This window comes from Nostoc sp. LEGE 12447 (assembly GCF_015206985.1).
Lineage (GTDB): Bacteria > Cyanobacteriota > Cyanobacteriia > Cyanobacteriales > Nostocaceae > Nostoc.
This window is the reverse complement of record NZ_JADEXT010000007.1, coordinates 18,254-38,765: the sequence shown is the minus strand read 5'-3', so window position 1 is coordinate 38,765 and position 20,512 is coordinate 18,254. Positions and strand designations below refer to the sequence as shown.

At 38.6% G+C, this 20,512-nt stretch carries 17 protein-coding genes; 15 read left to right on the top strand and 2 right to left on the bottom strand.

Features of this window, described 5'->3' with window-relative positions; all coding sequences use genetic code 11:
- The first annotated feature begins 2 nt into the window (after positions 1-2).
- On the top strand, positions 3-242 hold the full coding sequence (locus IQ274_RS10660) for a hypothetical protein (protein ID WP_194142341.1): 240 nt from the start codon (positions 3-5) through the stop codon (positions 240-242).
- 3 nt (positions 243-245) lie between these two features.
- Here IQ274_RS10660 and IQ274_RS10655 read toward each other — a convergent pair whose 3' ends face one another.
- Together IQ274_RS10655 and IQ274_RS10650 are read right to left on the bottom strand one after the other, a co-directional pair.
- Complete coding sequence (locus tag IQ274_RS10655; protein WP_228058138.1) at positions 246-2,423, bottom strand: GumC family protein; 2,178 nt, start codon at positions 2,421-2,423, stop codon at positions 246-248.
- Between the two features lie 350 nt (positions 2,424-2,773).
- The gene (locus IQ274_RS10650; RefSeq protein WP_163929024.1) at positions 2,774-2,944 is read right to left on the bottom strand and encodes a hypothetical protein; all 171 of its coding nucleotides are present in this window, start codon (positions 2,942-2,944) and stop codon (positions 2,774-2,776) included.
- Positions 2,945-3,922: 978 nt separating this feature from the next.
- On the opposite strand from IQ274_RS10650, the gene IQ274_RS10645 reads away from it, so the two are divergent.
- The 14 genes from IQ274_RS10645 to IQ274_RS10580 all read left to right on the top strand — a co-directional run bounded on the left by IQ274_RS10645 (position 3,923) and on the right by IQ274_RS10580 (position 20,504).
- Positions 3,923-5,281 (top strand): glycosyltransferase family 4 protein, encoded by a 1,359-nt coding sequence (locus IQ274_RS10645; protein ID WP_194142223.1) that lies wholly within the window; start codon positions 3,923-3,925, stop codon positions 5,279-5,281.
- 341 nt (positions 5,282-5,622) lie between these two features.
- Positions 5,623-6,045: a hypothetical protein gene (locus tag IQ274_RS10640; protein ID WP_114081653.1), complete on the top strand. Its 423-nt coding sequence runs from the start codon at positions 5,623-5,625 to the stop codon at positions 6,043-6,045.
- Between the two features lie 49 nt (positions 6,046-6,094).
- Positions 6,095-6,940, top strand: coding sequence for an ABC transporter permease (locus IQ274_RS10635; protein ID WP_163929022.1), 846 nt, complete (start codon positions 6,095-6,097; stop codon positions 6,938-6,940).
- A gap of 125 nt (positions 6,941-7,065) precedes the next feature.
- On the top strand, positions 7,066-9,294 hold the full coding sequence (locus IQ274_RS10630; protein ID WP_194142222.1) for a N,N-dimethylformamidase beta subunit family domain-containing protein: 2,229 nt from the start codon (positions 7,066-7,068) through the stop codon (positions 9,292-9,294).
- A gap of 135 nt (positions 9,295-9,429) precedes the next feature.
- Positions 9,430-10,437: a hypothetical protein gene (locus tag IQ274_RS10625; protein WP_194142221.1), complete on the top strand. Its 1,008-nt coding sequence runs from the start codon at positions 9,430-9,432 to the stop codon at positions 10,435-10,437.
- Positions 10,438-10,590: 153 nt separating this feature from the next.
- On the top strand, positions 10,591-11,223 hold the full coding sequence (locus IQ274_RS10620; protein WP_163929019.1) for a DUF1566 domain-containing protein: 633 nt from the start codon (positions 10,591-10,593) through the stop codon (positions 11,221-11,223).
- Between the two features lie 53 nt (positions 11,224-11,276).
- Positions 11,277-12,572 (top strand): ABC transporter ATP-binding protein, encoded by a 1,296-nt coding sequence (locus IQ274_RS10615; RefSeq protein WP_194142220.1) that lies wholly within the window; start codon positions 11,277-11,279, stop codon positions 12,570-12,572.
- A 71-nt stretch (positions 12,573-12,643) separates the two neighbouring features.
- Positions 12,644-13,291, top strand: coding sequence for an acetyltransferase (locus IQ274_RS10610; protein ID WP_194142219.1), 648 nt, complete (start codon positions 12,644-12,646; stop codon positions 13,289-13,291).
- A gap of 30 nt (positions 13,292-13,321) precedes the next feature.
- Positions 13,322-14,119, top strand: a complete 798-nt coding sequence (locus IQ274_RS10605; protein WP_163929016.1) for a TauD/TfdA family dioxygenase — start codon at positions 13,322-13,324, stop codon at positions 14,117-14,119.
- Positions 14,116-15,066: an aldo/keto reductase gene (locus tag IQ274_RS10600; RefSeq protein ID WP_194142218.1), complete on the top strand. Its 951-nt coding sequence runs from the start codon at positions 14,116-14,118 to the stop codon at positions 15,064-15,066. The genes IQ274_RS10605 and IQ274_RS10600 overlap by 4 nt, the downstream gene beginning before the upstream one ends.
- A 108-nt stretch (positions 15,067-15,174) precedes the next feature.
- Complete coding sequence (locus tag IQ274_RS10595) at positions 15,175-16,407, top strand: DegT/DnrJ/EryC1/StrS family aminotransferase (RefSeq protein WP_194142217.1); 1,233 nt, start codon at positions 15,175-15,177, stop codon at positions 16,405-16,407.
- A 175-nt stretch (positions 16,408-16,582) separates the two neighbouring features.
- Positions 16,583-17,557 carry a glycosyltransferase gene (locus IQ274_RS10590; RefSeq protein ID WP_194142216.1) on the top strand — a complete coding sequence of 325 codons (975 nt, stop codon included), beginning with the start codon at positions 16,583-16,585 and terminating at the stop codon, positions 17,555-17,557.
- Between the two features lie 188 nt (positions 17,558-17,745).
- Positions 17,746-18,969, top strand: a complete 1,224-nt coding sequence (locus IQ274_RS10585) for a glycosyltransferase family 4 protein (RefSeq protein ID WP_163929012.1) — start codon at positions 17,746-17,748, stop codon at positions 18,967-18,969.
- A 341-nt stretch (positions 18,970-19,310) separates the two neighbouring features.
- Positions 19,311-20,504 (top strand): hypothetical protein, encoded by a 1,194-nt coding sequence (locus IQ274_RS10580; RefSeq protein ID WP_194142215.1) that lies wholly within the window; start codon positions 19,311-19,313, stop codon positions 20,502-20,504.
- Positions 20,505-20,512: the final 8 nt, after the last annotated feature.

The window sequence follows — 20,512 nt, the reverse complement described above, 5'->3', positions numbered from 1 at the left end:
CCATGTTCTTTAACTACTCCCTCTATAATGATTATCATTACTATATAGGTGAATATTTAATTTCCTCAAAGCCTTATTTGATTAGGGTTTTCCTAAATTCTACTCTGATTCAGGCTCGTCAATATTTAGATGCGTTTGCCCTGTTAGTAAGTGCAAAGCGGCGCTATGATCCTGATAATTTGCTAACTCCAAGTCCAGGGATTCTTGAAGCATCAGCACCCAAGCAAGAAACGATTACTTGAGATTTAATACAAACCATTGAAATTAGTTTTTTGACCGTTACAAACTATGCCTAATATATTCAACCGATAAATTTTCAGGTTATCTAAAGCTATTTTTAGTATTGAAGAATTTGTTTTGTGAATTCGAACTACTATCAAGAGTCCATCAGTGTGGGGTGCTATCAGGCTAGCATCAGCTAATCCCACTAGGGGAGGTGCATCATAAATCACTAAGTCAAAATTCTTCTGAAAATCTGTCATTAATTGCTTCATTTTTGAAGATGAGAGCAACTTTGCGGGATCGGATGGTACTGGTCCAGCTGTGATTACAGATAGTTTGCTCATAGAAGGTAGTTGTCGAATTACTTCTCCCACTGGCAAGTTTGTAGAAATTAAATTGCTTAATCCCCAGAGATTATTTAAATGTGAGAGATTGTGAATTGTGGGTTTACGAAGATCAGCGTCTACAAGTAAGACTCGTTGCCCCATTGCTGTAGCTATCTGAGCTAGATGAAGGGCTATGGTAGACTTGCCATCACCAGGCATAGCTGAACTAATAACTATGGAACGAAACGGGCTATCAGAACTGAGTAGTTTAATATTTGTATAAACTACCCTTAAAGCTTCGGAAAAGTTGGAAGAATACTCACCATGTTCTTCCTTTGGTAAAACACTCAGTTTAGCAGTCTCCTTAGAAAGAAAATTTGGTATCCTTAATAAAGAAAAAATTTGCTGAGAAGTGTGGTTTTGCTGAGTTTGAATTTGCTGTTCAAAAGGAATATTTCCTAACAATGGCTGCTTAACTTTTCTTTTCAGATCATCGACAGTATGATAGGCATTATCTAGCTTTTCCATTAGTAAGACAATACCAACTCCTGAGATGATACTTGCAACTAATACTAATACAAAACTGCGTAGGGTATCAGAAGAAGAAATAGGAATGTCCGGTGTAGTTGGTACTTGAAGTAATTGCCAGCCCAGCTCTGTTTGGGATATTTGAATTTGGAGATTCTCGCGGGTTGATAAAAACCGATTCAAACTCTCATTTGCAAATTGCAATTTACGCTGTAATTCAGTGTACTGTCTTGTTAGAATTGGCAGTTGGTTGCGTCGCTGTGCAAGTTTCTGTTCTATTTTGGTAAGTTCTTGACTTTGCACTTCTAATTTCTGAAGTTGCATCTCTACTTCTGCAAATTTTACACCCAATAATTGCTGTGCCTGTTTACCTAGCAAAGGTAAAAGACTAGCTCGTTTCTCTTTCAATGTTTGAATGGTTGGGTTTTTGTCCTGTAAACGAGTTGATTCAGTTGCAATCTGAATATCAAATTGACGTATTTGAGTAATTAACTGCTGATATAAAGGAGCATTATTCAGCATTGCTGTTGCGCCATTTTTTTCTTTTAGACTTGTTAAATTAGCACGAGCTTGAGCTAACTGTAGATCAATCTCTTGTCTTTTTTGAGATAATTCAACCGTTTGTGATGAGATTTGCTCTGCTTGGGATTCTGGATTGTCAAAATTGTAGTTTTGTCTAAAAAATTGCAACTCTTTTTGGAGTTGATCTACCCGATTTTGTGTTAAAGGTAATTGGTATTCAACAAACTGAAGTCCTTGACGTAATTTGGTTTGCCTCCTGATTTTGCTGTAGTCTAAGTAATCTTTAGCGAGCCTCTGTAGTACGGCTTGAGTTTGATCTTGATTGTTACTGTGATAGCTAACTAATATAATCTTGGTTTCACCTAATCGAGTAATTTTTAGAGAATCGATCAGAGAATAATAGTTTAATTCTGGATAAGAAGCTTGTAGCCGTTTAAGAGTATCTCTCATCAGTTCAGGACTTTTAAGAACCTGAATTTGGCTTTCATAATCTAAACTAGACATCTGTGAGTTAGAGTCTTTGACAACATCCACATCTGTGGAGTCATCATTCACAGGTTCCACTAACAGTTGAAAATTGCCTTCATATTCTGGGGGTTTCTGCTTTAGCACTAAGCTAATAACTGCAATTGTCATAACAGTAATAGTTACACCTGTCATAACTAGCGCTCTTCGCCGTAAAACACCCAGAAATTTTTGCACACTCCATTCTTCTTCCTCTTCAACCCACGGAACAAGTTGATTTTGTTGATTTTGAAGAGATGGAGATACAGAATTATTACTGCTATCAGAACTGGAAGGTTGGGAAGGATAATTTTCTATCATATTCTTAAATATTTGGTAATAAGTTAGACAGAATTTAGTAGAAAGAGTTTTATAAGCTTCTGTGAGATAAATTTCGATACGACCAACAATCTATACTATATTTGATATTTACTTAATAAACTTATGATGAAATTACAAGTCTGTATTCTTTAATCCATTACACAAATAACGCAAGCTGCTAGTTAGGCTCGTTAAATAGTATGAAATAATACAAGCAATTTAGTTTAAGTATAAGAAAGTACAAAATTTTAAATTTTCTACTTAATAAACGTGAATTTTGCTAATGATATCCAAATTATTCTCTCATAAAAACAATTTATTTTTGGATTCAGTGGAAACACAGGCAATAGTTAAGTGCTTAAGTTAATAATTAAGGGATATAAATTATTGATGCTTGGCATCAAGTGGAGTTTTCGCCATACTTTTACTACGGCTGTGGCAGCTTGTAAATGCTGATTTCTACCAAATTCTAAGTAAATGCACCGAATAATTAATTCCTCGGTCGATCTCTTTCTTTGCATACTTTGCAGTTCATTAAATAAACATTAAGTATGTTTTAATACAAACGCAGTACGACCTTATTTATTATACTTTTATTTTCCCAGTATATTATCTAAGTCCTGTTCAACAATCAAACAGGAGTCCCGATAGCCCATAAAACTATTATTTTATAAAGTTTTAGATTAGATATACTTTAAAAATATAAATTTTTAATGAAGTAAATGATTCGATATGGAAACATGATATTGTGAAATTCTCAGTGTTGCATATAAAAAGTAATAAAGCCTAAAAGCTTTAGTTATAAAGTTATATGTAACTAGAGAAGCTCAAACAAAAACTAAACACTACTCAAAACAAAACATTCTAGAATCAAATTGTGAATAGTAATCATAAATCCAAATATCTCAGTTGACTGAATGTTACTCAAACAATAGAGACTGCCACCAACTATTAAATCTCTTTTTAGAAGTTTAAGTAAGTACCTGCTCAACCTGTCAAGGACTTGCTTTACCACATAAAAATATTACCTTCTCTCTAAAATAATTTGTTCTCGGCTAGAAGTATTTTCATCATTTTTGTGTTCTCGTATCTGTTAGAGAAGTGTGTATATAAACTAGAAAGAGTGTTCTGTTAGTTAGCCTTAATAGGTTATAAGATAATGCCTAAATGTGCAAGGTTCAGAGGTCTTTTAAGCTATTGTGGGGTGACGAACTATACTCTACTTGGGAGCGTGAACTAAACAAACTACAAGGTTTTCAGTTTAGTTAGGGTATGCCAAGCTGTGGCTAACGTGCCGAAACAAAACTAGTCTTGATAGTAGTTTATATCAATGAATTAGTTTTACGAAAATTGTAGTTTGTTGAGTCAAGCTTTCTTAGTGAATATTAAGCCAGATTTGTAAATTCTTACAATATAGTCTAGATGTGTTTTCTAGATTATTTCGAGTTTATACGGGTTTTGGATAACAGTTTTTTCTATTTCAGACGAGGCCATAGACTATGAGACTTAATCAATGGATTAATCAAAATTTTTTGAAATCCATTTCTACTCCTTTAGATGCAAAAAAAGATACAAAAAACAAGCCTTCTGTAAAAGCTCAACAATCAATTAAGTTATCTGTAGTTACCCAATTTTTCCCTCCGGATTATGCCGCTACAGGGCAGTTGATTGAAGAATTGGTGAAACAGTTAGGGCAGCAAGGAGTGGATATTGAAATTTTTACAAGTCAGCCAGGATATGCATTTCGTTCTGATACGGCCCCAGCAGTTGAATGGGCTGACCAAATCCGAATTCAGCGATCGCGTACTGCTCAACTCTGGCCGGGAAGAATTCGTGGCAAAGCCATTAATGGTGTGCTATACACCTTGCGGGCGACGCTCTATTTGCTGAGAGGTTCGCGTCGCAACAATGTATTATTGCTAACTACAGCGCCCCCATTTTTGCCAGTGATCGGATATCTAGCCTATATCTTATTCAAGTTACCTTATGTATGCGTATTGTACGATTTGTACCCTGATATTGCGATCGCGCTAGGTGTAATTTCAAAGAGTAACTGGCTGGTGCGATTGTGGCGTGCAATCAATAAACAGGTTTGGTTAAAAGCCAAGGGGATCATAGTACTTAGCCCAGCGATGAAACAACAGGTAGTTGCACATTGTCCCCAAGTAGCTGATAAAGTTTCTGTAATTCACAGTTGGGCTAACCCAGAAGCGATCATACCGATTGCTAAGAAAGAAAACTGGTTTGCCTGGAAGTATAACCTAGTTAACAAATTTACCGTACTCTATTCTGGCAATATGGGTCGTTGCCATGATATTGACACCATGTTGGAAGCTGCAAAGCAATTGCAAGATGAGCCAATTCAGTTTATCTGCATTGGTGGTGGTGCCAAACGCCAAGAATTAATTATGGAAGTGGAGCGGTTAGGACTGACCAATTTTACATTTCTACCTTATCAAGATAAGCAGGTATTACCTTATTCTCTAACAGCTTGCGATCTATCAATAGTCAGTGTAGATGCAGCTACAGAGGGTTTAGTTGTTCCCAGCAAACTTTACTCAGCTTTAGCCTCTGGTCGACCAATAGCAGTAATTTGCTCCAAGACTTCATATTTGAGACAACTCGTAGCTGATGCTAGTTGTGGTAGCACATTTGACAATGGAGATGGTCAAGGTCTAGCGCAATTTATTCGCTTTCTGAATCGAGATCCCCAAATAGGAGAGCAGATGGGCAAAGCCGGTCGTCAGTATTTGCGATCGCACTTCACACCTAAAGTGATCTCTAAACAATACTTGCATGTTTTACAGCAGGCAGTATTTGATGAAATAATCACCATGTCTCGAAGCGATGTAAAGTAATCATATTTAGGTTTATTAAATTTCTATGATTTTGATAAACCTTAAACAATTCGATCCACAAATTTTTGGTTGCATGGTATAAGACTATTAGGAGAAAAATAGAGCATTAAAATCTTTTAATCTAGTCAAAAACTAACTCTTTGCAAAATCATTTTTTTCAATTGCAGAGGAAGTAAATTAATTAAAAAACAAGGTAAAATAAAAACAAAATCATCATTTATTATTGAATATTTTTGCAATATTTTTTAGGAGTAGGGCTTTGATGGTCTTATTGATCTCAGTCCCTCCAACATAGCCTTCCTTGCTCATGGTTTTTGTCTATACAGGAGGTGAAATTACAGATGAGGTGTGACCGAAATCGGAAACGTTCCAAGCGAAGAGCAATTTACTGCCCGATTCATAGTTGCTATATAGATAGCGTCAGTCAAAAATATAAAATGTTTGCTGACCAAGCAGGTCAATTACAGCAACGAGGTATGAGTCGACGGAATGCTTTGATGTTAGTAGCGAACCAAACCACAGTTCCTATAGAAGGGGAATGGTTAGAAGCTTTCTGGTGTGAAGGATGTCAGCAAACAACTTGGTATCACATTCGTAAGTGTGATGATAGTAATTATGAAATTTTGGTAGCACCACAAGAACTATGGCGGCAAGTCACAGGAGTGATTGATTCTCTAGGGAACCCTTCCGTTGGTGAGTTTACTCGTAAAAGCGCCAGGCAATTTGGTTATCAAGGTCTTAGAGGTTTCCAGTTCGTAAGTTAAGAATTATTAGTTTCATTTAGTTAAAAATATTAATCTTCAATCAAGAACTATGAATAGTCCAAAAATTGTCTCCCAACAGGAGTTAGTGATTGAAGCTGGACGTACAGAGCAGCAATATTGGAAAGATATATGGCGCTATAGAGAATTATTCTATTTTCTTGCTTGGCGTGACATTCTGGTGCGGTATAAGCAAACAGTGATTGGTATGCTCTGGGCACTCATTCGACCATTTTTGACGATGATCGTGTTCAGCGTCATCTTCGGAAGTTTGGCAAAATTACCTTCAGAGGGGTCAGCACCGTATCCAATACTGGTATTTGCTGCTTTGTTACCCTGGCAATTTTTTTCCAATGCTCTAAGTGAGTGTAGTAACAGCCTAATTAGTAATGCCAATTTGATTTCTAAAGTCTACTTTCCGCGCTTAATTGTGCCTGCCAGCTCAGTAATTGTCAGCTTTGTGGACTTTCTAGTTTCTGCAATGATTCTCTTAGGGCTAATGGCCTGGTATAATTTTGTTCCCACTTGGCGGATATTATCATTACCGCTATTTATTGGCATTGCCTTTGCTGCTTCATTAGGAGTAGGACTGTGGTTGGCAGCTTTAAATGTGGAATATCGAGACTTCCGGTACATTGTGCCGTTTATTGTGCAGTTTGGTCTATATGTATCACCCGTCGGTTTTAGTAGCAGCATTGTACCAGAGCAATGGCGTTTGCTCTACTATTTGAACCCAATGGTAGGCGTGATTGATGGTTTTCGCTGGGCAATTTTAGGGGGAGAATCCAAACTTTACTGGACTGGATTCACGTTATCTCTAGGACTAGTTGCTTTGTTACTGGTAAGTGGCATTTGGTACTTCCGAAAAATGGAACGGACATTTGCTGATGTGATTTAGGAGGGATTTGAAATATTTGATCATAACCACATCAATTAGTTAGTCTACTACCCACTCTAAAGATTTTGTACTTCAACTTTTTTATATTAACTAACGTGTTAAGAAAATTAAATTTCTGAACAGCAATGACTCAGCAAAACGATTTCGATAAAATACTTTTAGCCCAATCTCAGACCACCTCGCAAACTTTATTTACAACTCAGGTTCCTGGGTTTGAATGGAGTGATGGCGTATCCTATGAACTTGGAATGAAGTTCCAAAGTGCCAAGAGTGGTCAAATTACCGCAATCCGCCATTGGAAAGCGGTCAATGAGACTGGCAATCATATAGGCAGAATTTGGTCGGCAACAGGATCTATACTAGGAAGTGTTACTTTCTCGAATGAAACTTCTTCGGGTTGGCAGCAACAGGATCTCAGCACACCTGTAAATATATTAGCCAATAGCACCTATATAGTGACTGTCAGTTGTAATAGCTATTTTGGTGTAACTAATAACGCATTAGCTAGCCCAGTTGTAAATGGCGATCTCAGTTCAGTTGCTGATGGCAACAATTCAGTCTTTGGTAGTCTGAATTCTTTCCCAACTAATTCCTATCAGAACAGTAACTATTTCCGCGACATAGTATTTGTGGTTGGTAACAGTCTGACTAAAGTAAGCGGCGATAATCAAACTGGTACGGCAGGTTCTGCCTTAGCGAACCCGTTCGTTGTGAAAGCTACAGATAGTAATGGGAATCCTCAGTCAGGAGTGACAGTCGACTTTGCTATCACCAGTGGTGGAGGTTCGGTTTCATCCGCTAGTGCGGTAACTGGTAACGATGGTCAAGCCAGCACAGTGCTAACTCTAGGGACAACAGCTGGCATAACAAACACTGTGAGTGCAACAGCTTCTGACATAGGCAGCGTGACCTTCAGTGCCAGGGCTAACCCAGCAAACACTAATGCGATTTATTTAGAAAACCAAAAACCTGGTACTACAGATTGGCGGATTCCCCAAGTAGGTCAATCGGATATTGCTGGCTATGCGACAGCAACTAGTGTAAACAAGGGCGGCTCGTTGCCAATCAAAGTTTCTCTAGCACAGGCCGGAAATTACACGATTGATGTGTACCGCTTAGGTTACTACGGAGGACAAGGCGGTCGGCTAATACTGAGTAGCGGTCAGCTTAACGGAATTACCCAGCCCGCATGTAATTTCGACAGTTCTACCCGCACAGTCTCATGTGAAAACTGGTCAACTTCCTACACGCTACAAGTTGGCAATGACTGGACTAGTGGTTTGTATATTGCCAAGCTAACTGACCAGAGAAGTGGGAGTAAGTCCCAGGTAGTGTTTGTTGTTCGTAATGACAGTGAAAGGTCTGACATATTATTCCAGAGCAGCTTCAATACTTTGCAGGCTTATAACCTCAGTGGTGGTTACTCTCTATACCCAGAACAGAGTACTGGAGGTCAAAGGGGGTTTAAGCTTTCCTACGACAGACCATTCGCACAACATAGCACGTTAACTGGTAGTAACCCTTATAACAACATTATCTTGTCTTGGGAGTACAATATGGTGCGGTGGCTGGAGTCCCAAAGCTATGACATCTCCTACGTAACTAACGTGGATGTCCACGCCAACCCAAGTTTGCTGCAACAGCATAACGTATTTCTGTCAGTCGGTCACGATGAGTACTGGTCGCTAGAGGAGTTTAATAGTGTCCAGTCCAGCAGCATCAACAAGGCTTTTTTCTCAGGGAACAGTGTCTATCAGCGAGTGCGGTTTGAAAACTCTAGTATGGGAGTAGCTAACAGGGTTATGGTTTGCTACAAAGATGCCTCAGATCCTGTGGCACCAACCAACAAATTCCGCAGCCCAGAAAACAACAAGCCAGAGAGTGCCTTGAAAGGCAATATGTACATTGGAGGTAGATGGCGGGATTTCTTTTCTGATGGGTTCGATTTTGTGGTAAAAAACAGTACTCACCCCTACTATGCCAACACAAACCTGAATGATGGGGATAAATTAAGTGGTTTGGTGGGCTTTGAATGGGATGCAATCAATTTAAATGCATCTCCAAGTGGGTTGGTCGTTCTCGGCGAATCCATACAGTTGCAAAACTTTGATCAAGCTGAACTAGAGGGTTTTCCTGCTGGAACAGACCCACGGATTTGCCAAGCAGTTTGCTTCACTTCTGCTAGTGGTGCCAAAGTCTTTTCGACTGGCTCTATTCAGTTTATGTGGGGGTTAGACAGCGAGGGCGTTAGTGGACCACGCGAAGATACTCGCGCCAAGCAAATGGTTGTCAATATCTTAGCAGACATGGGAGCTAAACCTTTGACTCCCGGTTCCGGCATAATTGTGCCTTGAAAAACCGTAACAAAATTCACAAATATTATGCTCTACCCTTGCTGGAATACTGTCTGTACCACCTAAATGGATGCACCACAGTTATCTTTCATAATTGAGCAAATACTAATCCCAGTTGCTTAGGTAGTGTAGGTTATGAATTTGAGAATCAGACGACGAAGATTTGGGCAGTTGGCTATCGTCAGCGCTGTCACCGCAGCAAGTGCTAAATTTACATCTAAGGTGTTTGCACAAGAGTCGGAGCAGCTTTATGGAGTGACCCTTTCTTCAGCTAGCAAAAGTAAAACACAAGACTTAGTTGACGCTGCTACTGCTAACACCATACCAGGAATTATCTTTCAGTCTATAAACTTTACCACTGGTCAGGTGTTATTAACTGCCGAAATCGCCGCCGACAGCGTTACTAACTCCCTAGAAACCACTGAGACTGTTGCTAAAGCCTTGGTTGTTAAAAAGCCCAGCGAGCGGATAACTGCTTTTACTGTCCTACCCGATAACACATTTGTTATTGCCGCTGTTGCAGCCACTAAGAAAGGCGATTTCAGTCGCCTGATATCTATTACACCTCCTAAAAAGAGTGGAATTAAGCCTCCAAAAGGCTTGAAAATCAAAAAAAACAAGGATAAAAAGTATAGTACTGTTGAAGGGTTATTATCAACCACTATAAAAGGTAAGCAGGTACTACTTGGTGTAATTAGTCTTGCAGAAGGTAGCCCCCCTTTTGAGTTGGCATTTATTGACCAAAACTCAGGGCAAGTAGATTCTAGTGTTACAACAGGTCTACCATATATTTCCCTCAAGGAGAGGCTCGGTAATCTTGCTCAATCTCCATTAGATGGAAAAATTTACGCTACTAGTGTCGGCGGTGAAGGTAATCTAAGTTTAGTGCAACTAGACCTAGAGAACAGGGCAGTAGTTAGTGGAAGAGGAAAGATTATCAGACTGGTGGAATTAAGCTTCAAGAACAAACCTCTGGAAAATGACTTGGCAAGTTTAGCCTTTTCTTCATCAGGTCAACTATTTGCACTTGCTGACCCCAAATATGAGGGAACAAATTCCCTATTTACTGTGGATATAAAAACCGGAGCTATGACTCTGGTGAGAAAATTTGCGGTCGATAAAATTTTATTTGCGCGAGCCTAAGAAGTCCTTGTTATCTCAGTGATTATCATATACAAGTATGAAAACATATTGCTGCTTAAGTAGTTTATAGTATTTTATGCTTAATCTCTGAGAACCGATTCACGAAGCAACCGGCAGAGATTTGCATGCTTAGATGTTTGGAAGTTGAAAAATATGCTCCACATTCGTTTACCTGGTTTTGCTATCAAAATACTATACGGGGCTGTATTCATATTTTTTCTGGCTTTTACCTTTACTCTTCCTGTGTCCGTACAAGCCAGGAAATATAGAAACTACATCAATACCCAACATCCCGTGGGAACTGTGGTCAAAGCCTCCGGCCCCTGCTTCAATAACAGCGATCGCTATGTAGACTGTGGTAATGGCACGGTGACTGATACTGTGACTCGACTTATATGGCTCAAGAAGGCAGATTGTCTTGAAGCAACAGATTGGGCAACAGCCAATTACAAAGCAGCTGAGATTAAGAGCGGCGACTGCAATCTGTCGGATAACTCTTCTTCTGGCGATTGGCGTTTGCCGACCAAAGACGAGGTTACGGCGATATTACCTCCTTCAAATCTAAACTGTACTACTCCGACATTGGTAGACCAAGAGGGTTCAGGCTGCTTTGCACAGGGGACACAGTGGGCTACTGGCATCCAATTCAACTACTGGTCTAGTACTACGGGACCTTACCAGGAGGCTGGGAATTCCGCCTGGGCAATCTTCCTAAACTTCGGCGGCGTTGTCAACACCAGTAAGCCGAGCCTCGTCTACGGTTGGCCTGTCCGTGGTACACCATAGTAGCTTGGGTGTTTTAAAAGAAAAGTTTTCGATCTACTGAGAGTAATTTAATAATGTCTGATACAGTAATTAGGGTTGAAAACCTCAGTAAAAAATACGTGTTGAGTCATCAACAAGAAGGAAGTAGCAGATATAAATCTTTGCGAGAATCCATCAGTGATAGAGTCAGTTCACTGGGTAAAAAATTGGTGAAGTCTTCTGGCAAAGAAATATATAATCCAGCCCGTGAAGAGTTTTGGGCATTGAAGGATGTGTCATTTGAAATTAAACAGGGCGAGAGCATTGGAATTATTGGTCGCAACGGTGCAGGAAAATCAACTTTACTCAAAATTTTGAGCCGCATTACTGAACCAAGCAGCGGCTGTATTTCTCTAAAGGGTAGAGTCGCAAGTCTTTTAGAAGTGGGCACAGGTTTTCACCCAGAATTGACAGGTCGAGAAAACATTTATCTCAACGGTGCCATTCTGGGGATGAGCAAAACAGAGATTAAAAGAAAGTTTGATGAAATTGTCGCTTTTGCTGAAGTGGAGAAGTTTTTAGATACACCTGTTAAACGCTATTCATCAGGGATGTATGTGCGTTTGGCATTTGCCGTAGCGGCGCATTTAGAGCCAGAGATTTTGATTGTGGATGAAGTTCTGGCGGTAGGAGATGCCCAATTTCAAAAGAAGTGCTTGGGAAAAATGAATGATGTTTCTGAAAAAGAAGGGCGTACCGTCTTGTTTGTTAGTCACAATATGGCAGCATTAAAAAGTCTATGCGACCAAGCCATACTGCTCAAGTCAGGATGTTTAGTAACTCATGGAGAAGCTCATCAGGTCGTATCTCGTTATTTGGAGTCTGACAATGACTCTAAATTTCTTGAAAGAATCTGGGATGATATTGAAACTGCTCCCGGAAACGATAAAATTCGCATACATCAAATCAGTGTAATTCCAGATATTGATGACTCAGTAGATGAGATTACGGTTAAAACCCCTCTCAGGATTGAATTTGAGTATTGGAATTACCTTGATGGTGCTCATTTAAATTTGAGCTTACACGTCTACACACTGGAGGGAGTTTGTGTTTTTAATTCAATCTCAAGATCGATTCCTTGTACTTCAGGTCTAATCAGAGGAGTTTGTTACATTCCTGAAGATTTTTTTAATGATGGAAGTTATCAAATTACGATGATGGTCGTTCAAGATACTTCAACTGTACTTTATACATGTGAAAATTTACTGAGTTTTACTGTGCATGATATTGAGAGAGAATTCAAATGGTATGGCAAATGGCAAGGAATAGTTCGCCCTAACTTAAAATGGAGGTTTGCTCCCGTTGAAATATTCGCATCTAAGTCCTGCTAAATTTTTGACTAAAAAATGTTGAAGATGAATTAAGACATAGATAATTCAACGAAGATTTTTAGTAAATTTTTATGATATCAAAGTTACTGTTCTGGGGTGCTTCGGGGCACGCTTTAGTGGTTGCAGACATAATTCGCTTACAAGGAATCTATGAAATTGTTGGTTTCCTTGATAATGTGAATCCACAACGTAATGGTGAAAACTTCTGCGGATCTCAAATTCTGGGAGGACAAGAACAGTTAGATTATTGTAAGGATAAAGGGATTAAGTATATAATTTTTGGATTCGGAGATTGTCAGGCGCGATTAAAGTTGTCTGAATTAATTTATAGAAAAGGTTTTTCCTTAGCAACTGCTATCCACCCAACCGCAGTAATTGCTGCTGACGTGTCTATAGGATCGGGAACCGTAATTGCAGCTGGAGCGGTTATTAATCCCGGATCAAAGATTGGTCAGAATGTCATTATCAACACTTCTGCGAGTGTTGATCATGAGTGCGTTATAGAAGATGGAGCGCATATTTGTCCAGGTGTTCACTTAGCTGGACGAGTAACTGTGGGGCGTGCAGCCTGTGTAGGAATTGGAGCGACGATCATCGAACGCGTGCGGATAGGTGCAGGTGCCCTGATCGGGGCTGGTGCGGTTGTCGTCAATGATATTCCTGATGGTGTCTTAGTCTATGGTGTTCCGGCTAGAGTAATAAGAAAAATTGACTTATAAGGAAGATTGATTTATTTGGTGAGGCTGATTATGGAATTTTATAAAAAAATACAATACACTTCTCCTGAAGAAACTAAAAAAGCTATCCAAGAAGCACTCGATAAATATAAAATAGTTCATTTTTTAGGGTTTGATTTTCAAATAAATATTCACGACTATTTCACGGAACTAAGTGATTTTTTAGGACTAGTGATTAGCATGGATGAAGATAAAGATACAGGTAAACGAACGGGCCAACGTTGGATAGATATTAGCTACGATCCCGCACGTCCAAATAAGTACCGCTCAAGTAAAACTAGGCAGCCCCTTCATACGGATAATTCTTATCTTAATCATCATGATGCGGTGAATTATTTTTATTGCTTATCTCAGGCGCAAGTAGGAGGTGCTACTTTTTTCTTAGATAGCGAATTGCTCATTAAAGTTTTGGAGCTAGACAATGAGCATCAGTTACTAGAAGACCTAAAAAAAATTCCTGTGTCTTTTTCAAAAGAAGGTGTCAGCAAAACTAAGCCCATTATTACAGAAGACGAATTAGGAATTCGCTTAAATTATAATTATTATCCCTTAGATAAAGATAATACCCCAGAAGCTAAAGATTTGGTTGAAAGATTTCAGCACTTCCTTGAAGATCGCGTTCACCATAGTGGAATTTACACGAATATCATATTAACAAAAGGAGATGCTGTATTTTTCCATGACGAAAGAGTTTTGCATGGTAGAAATGCATTTTTTACTCCTAACAAAGGCGACCGTATTCTCATGAAAGGTTCTGTGATTTTGCATTCAAGAAAACACAAAAACTTAGAACTTTTTTGCCCAGCATGAAAACAGAAACTGCTAAATTAGGTTTTGGTACTTGGCAATTTGGCGGCGAAAACCTTATTGCTGGTCAGCATAAAGGATGGGGGTATATTGACGATAAAGAAGCTATTCAGGCAGTTCATCTTGCTCTTGATCACGGTATACAATTCTTTGATACAGCTGATTCTTATGGAGAGGGTAAATCTGAAGAAATTTTAGGTAAAGCTTTTCAAAGCTATCCGAGTGGGAATTTTCTTGTTTGTACGAAGTTTGGCAATCGAAAAGATAATCAAGGTAATTCTTTTCAGGATTTTTCTCCTGAATGGCTCGAAAAAGCTGTAACTAACAGCCTTGAGCGTTTAAATATTGATTGTATTGATGTTTTACTATTTCATAGTCCGCCAGATAATTTTGATTGGAAAAATTACGATAAGTTTATTCTAGAACGACTCAAGCAGAAAGGATATATTAAGGAATATGGTGTGAGCTCAAAAACTATCAAAGGTGCATTAAAGGTAGCAGAAGATAAATTTGGAAGTACGATTGAGGCAATATTTAATGCATTGGATCGGCGTGCTGAAGAATATTTATTTAATAATTTAGATCATGAATATCAATTTATAGCTAGAGTGCCTTTAGCTTCCGGTTTTCTTAAGCAAAAATATTTGTACCAAACTCCCGAATTTGCCGAAAATGATTGGCGGTATTATTTGCCCGAAAGAGATAAAAATTGGTTACTGGAAAGTGCCAGAAAATTGGCTTTTCTAGATGAATTGCCAGGAGGAATTACAGTTTCAGCGTTGCGCTATGTCTTATATCATTCAGGTGTTGGAGTCGTTATACCAGGAATGAGAAATCCTCAACAAGTGAAAGCTAACTTGCAAGCTGTAGAATTTGGCGCACTCGACCCCGAAGTCGTTGAGAAAATTAAACAAGCTGTTAGTGATGTACCAGCACACTGGAAATTTTAGCTTTTAAGTTTGGTTCATAAAAATCATTAATAGCAATTGTTCGAGAAGTCTATTGGTTCTCTATCTCACCTAGTAAACAGACATAAACTAAAAGGTTATTTACAGCAAATGATTAACAAAACTCGATTGGAACACTTAGCAATATTCGGTGCGACTCCTGCCTTTAATGAAAAGCTACATGTGGGTCGTCCTAACATTGGGAACCGCGATCGCCTGTTCCAACGAATTAACGACCTGCTAGATAGAGGATGGTTGACCAATAACGGTGGCTATGTTCAGGAGTTTGAACAGCGCATGGCTGACATGATTGGGGTCAAGCATTGCATTCCTATGTGTAATGGAACTGTCGCTTTAGAAATTGCTATTAGAGCAGCAGGACTCACGGGAGAGGTTATCATTCCTTCGTTCACCTTCATTGCTACTGCTCACGCATTACAGTGGCAAGAGATAACTCCAGTCTTTTGTGATATTGATCCTCATACTTACACTATCAATCCGTGGCGGGTTGAGGCAATGATTACACCCCGCACGACCGGAATCATTGGCGTTCATCTGTGGGGGCAACCTTGTAATGTAGAAGCCCTAACAGAAATAGCTTGCAAGCATAACCTCAAGCTGATGTTTGACGCAGCCCATTCTTTTGGCTGTTCCTACAACGGACAAATGATAGGTAACTTTGGCGATGCAGAGGTGTTCAGCTTTCATGCAACTAAATTTTTCAATACCTTTGAGGGTGGAGCTGTCGCCACCAATAATGATGAACTCGCTGGCAAAATTCGTCTGATGAAAAACTTTGGCTTTTCTGGATTTGAGAATGTCAGTTATATCGGCACCAATGGCAAAATGAGCGAAGTTTGTGCTGCAATGGGGCTAACAGGTTTGGAAAGTTTAGACGAATTCGTGGCTGTCAACTATCAAAATTACAAACAATATCAACACGAGGTAAGGAATATTCCAGGTGTTAAATTATTAACCTACGATGAGACTGAAAAATCCAACTATCAGTATATTGTGCTGGAAATTGACCAGGAAATTACTCACGTCAGCCGAGATCAATTTGTAAAAATATTCTGGGCTGAAAATATATTGGCTCGACGCTACTTTTATCCTGGATGTCATCGTATGGAACCCTATCGCTCCTACTTTCCTCATGCAGGACTACTGCTACCGGAAACTGAAAGTTTAGGCAAACGAGTACTGGTTCTGCCTACAGGTACGGCGGTTGGTACAGAGGAAATCAATAAAATCTGTCAGATTATTCGGTTGGTAGTTCAGCATAGTCGTGAAGTCAAGGAGAGACTAGTTGATGCATCTGAGGAGTTGATACGGACACGTCGATGACAAATATATTCCACTTAGGAAAAATCAGACAATGAGAAATCGCGATTAAACAAACAAAGCCGGCCTCCGCAATTTAGGATAATTCAGTCCGCGACAGCTGACTTAGTTTGTATAGCCCCAGACTTTCAATCTGAGGGCAATTTGTTTGAGTCAACATTATTTAGACAGTACTCCTATGAAACTAAGTGTATTAATACTCGCCTACAATCATGAAAAATTCATTACTCAGGCGCTAGATAGTGTTCTAATGCAGCAAGTTGATTTTGACTATGAGATTGTGATTGGCGAAGACTGCTCTAAAGATAATACGCGAGATATTCTCATTGGATATCAACAAGAACATCCAGAGAAAATCCGCTTGTTACTACCTGAGAAAAATTTGGGAATGCATGATAATTTCATTCAAACTTTTAAAGCGTGTCGAGGTAAATATATAGCGCTTCTTGAAGGAGATGATTACTGGACTTCACCGTACAAACTACAAAAACAAGTAGATTTTTTAGATACACATACTGACTATACAATCTGTTTTCATAATGCCTTATATCTTTATCAGGATGGCAGTACAAGGTGCTTTTTGCCTCCAGACAATTGGAAAAATACTTTTACTCTTGAAGATATACTTAGCTCAAACATTATGTCATTTGCTTCAATAGTGTTTCGACAGGGTTTTATACAAGAATTTCCAGACTGGATGTATGATATAAACTTTGTTGATTGGATATTGCAAATTTTACTTGCTCAACACGGAAATATTGGATACATCAATGAAACCATGAATGTATATAGAATTCATCCTAATGGGAATTGGTCTTGGAGAACTCAAATAGAAATGCGCTTGGAAATTTTGAAAGCATATCATTACATCGAAAACTATCTAGACTCTAAATACCAGAATAAAATAAGAATAGTCATGTCCGAAAATTATAAATTATTATGTATAGATTATATGCAAAATAATGATAGAGAAAATGCTCGCAAATTTCTAAATAAATTCTTATTGCAAGACTTTTTAAACAATCTTATGTTAAGCGATCTATCATTAAAAACTTCGTTTTTAATGAATATCTATCTTCCAGCTTTATACAAAATTTTAAAAAAAGTAAAGTATACTTTTATAAGTAAAGTAGTATCTGAAAAAATAATTTAAAAAATTCTATTTAGTGAAAAGATATTACAAGTCAATAGCCTTATATTGCTATTGTTTTTTTAAAAAATAGCAAAGGCTGTCTAGCTCAAGATATTAATTCGTGTTTCCTGGTAGGAAAAATCAAAATAATTAGCGATCTCGTCACATCAATCAAAGTTACGAAACAAAACTATAATCCAATCAAATATATGAATGTCCTGCATATTAATCAATCCGATATTGGTGGCGGTGCGGCGATCGCAGGCTATCGCCTTCATCAAGGTTTATTGCAGCAAGGCGTTAACTCAAAACTGTTAGTTGGCAAAGTTAAAACTGATAGTAGCCTTGTTGCTGCCGTAGGTCATAAGTATCGCGTAGAAAACCAATTATTGCGTTTGACTAGACGCTTAGGATTAAATTACCTCCATTTACTAAGCACGTTTGACATCTGGAAACATGATTTTTATGAACAAGCTGATATTATTAATTTCCATAACCTGCACACAGGGTATTTTAATTATTTAGGTATTCCTGGATTAACCAAAAGTAAACCTGCTATTTTTACCCTCCATGATATGTGGAGCTTTACCGGACATTGCGCCTATAGTTACGATTGCGATCGCTGGCAGCAAGGTTGTGGTCAATGTCCCTACCCTGAAACTTATCCAGAGATAGCAAGAGATAATACTCGTTTAGAATGGCAACTGAAAGACTGGGTTTACAGTAAGTCTAATCTCACGATAGTGACTCCTAGTCAATGGCTGACTGAGCAGGCAAAAAAAAGTATACTTAACCGTTTTTCAATTTATCACATACCATATGGTCTTAACACTGATGCTTATCAACCTTTAGAAAAAGACAAATGTAAAAATATTTTAGGTATTCCTGCCGATAAAAAAGTTATCATGTTTTGTGCAGATGGCTTAGAGGATTCTCGTAAAGGTGGGGATTTACTTGTGCAAGCGATCCAAACTTTACCTAAAGCGTTAAAAGCGGAAACACTATTACTAACTTTGGGTAGTGGAGGCGAAAAAGTTCTTGAAGTAGTGGGAATACCAACTTTAAACCTGGGATATGTAAGTGGCGATCGCATGAAGTCAATAGCCTACTCTGCGGCTGATGTGTTTATCTTCCCCACTCGTGCGGATAACTTACCTTTGGTACTGCAAGAGAGTATGGCATGTGGTACGCCAATGGTTTCTTTCAAAGTTGGTGGTGTACCTGATTTAGTCCGTCCAGGAATAACTGGTTATTTAGCTCAACCAGAAGATACACAAGATTTTTGTAATGGTATTGTCCAATTACTAGTAGACAGAGAGCAACTGCACAAAATGAGTGAAAATTGTCGAGCGATCGCACTTCAAGAGTATACCCTGGAACTGCAAACAAAAAGATACATTGAGCTATACCAACAGGTGTTGCAATCGCCATAAACAAAAGAGGGCGTTTCCGTTCTTACGAATTTTCGTAGACTCACAGTCTGGACATTGTACAGTAGATGACCTCAATTCATATCTCTACTAGGCAATGTCCAACATCTTTATGCAGTTTTTGAGGAGGAATCGGTTAGCTCTAATACACATTAGATTTAGATAAAAAACATTAAGTAACACCTGTCAAAAGGACTTATTATAACATTTTAATCTAGACAAGCTAGTAGTATTTGTGAGTTATCACATCGATATTTGTATAATTTTTACATTCCCAACAAACATTCAATTATTCCCACCACAGCCAGATAATTGACTGTGAAATTTACTCAATTATTTTATTTATGAAACAGCATCAACACATTCTTGTTTCACTAGGTAGCGCTCCAAAACAAGGACCTGGTAGCCTTATTATTATTGATCGTCATCTAAAGCGCCTGCCAAGCAGTTGGCAAATATCTATCGTTGCACCAGAGGAATCTTTTGCTGATACAAATATGCCTGATTCATGGCAGCTTCTTTCTATACCAATGCGTAGATGGTGGTGGCCTCCTTATCGTCGTCAAATACCAAGATTACTTGAAACTAGATTTTTGTGTTGGCAGATGGAGTGTGAAAAGATTTTTTTAAGAGAACGCCCAACAGCAATTGTTACTGTTCTTCATGATATTTATTCTGTGTTTGCTGCCTATCTCTCTAAAATTTGGCAAGTTCCATTGTCTGTAATTGTTCATGATCAAGAAGAGCTTTGGGCAAAATCTGAATTAGAGTATCATTGGATTAAACGGAATTGGCAGGCTGTGCTTAATCAAGCTACAAGAGTTTGGACAGTATCATCAGAACTTGCTAATACCTATAATATTATGGATACTAGTAAAGCCAGTATTCTTCTTCCCATTCCTGAAGGAAGGCAACAAAAATTCGTGGAGTGGAAAGATAGATTTAAAACTTCTCCTGTTGTTGCTTATGCAGGTAGTATTTATCCCAGCCAAGTATCTAGTTTTTTTAGAATTGCTTCCTTGCTTGAAAAAATTAACGGTACTTTGCTACTCGTTACTCCTCTAAATCGTCCGGGTATACCAGATTTAATCAATAATTGTCCAAATATAGAGCATCGAGAACTATTCGCTACTAATGTAGAAGTTATAAATTTTTTGGCGGAAAAAGCTAGTTGTATATTGGTACCTTATCCTCTTGATCTTGCTGAACACCCTTGGGCAGCTACTTGTTTTCCTAGCAAGTTAGTCGAGTTTTCTCATCTAGGTTTACCAGCTATTATCCTTGCACCGTTAGATACTGCTTTAGGGAATTGGGCAATAAGGCATAAGTGGGATAGCTATCTGACAAAGATGGATGAAGAAATGCTTTTACAAATTCTCTATGAGCTAACAGAAAAAGAAAAATGGACTAAGATGGCCAACCAGTGCCAAAGAGTTTCTCAAGGGGAGTTCAATCCTGAACTTATTCAGTCTCAGTTTGAATCAGAACTTGCAGTAAGTAGCAAAATTAATGGGTTAGTAAAACAGTCAATCAACTAGTTTATTTC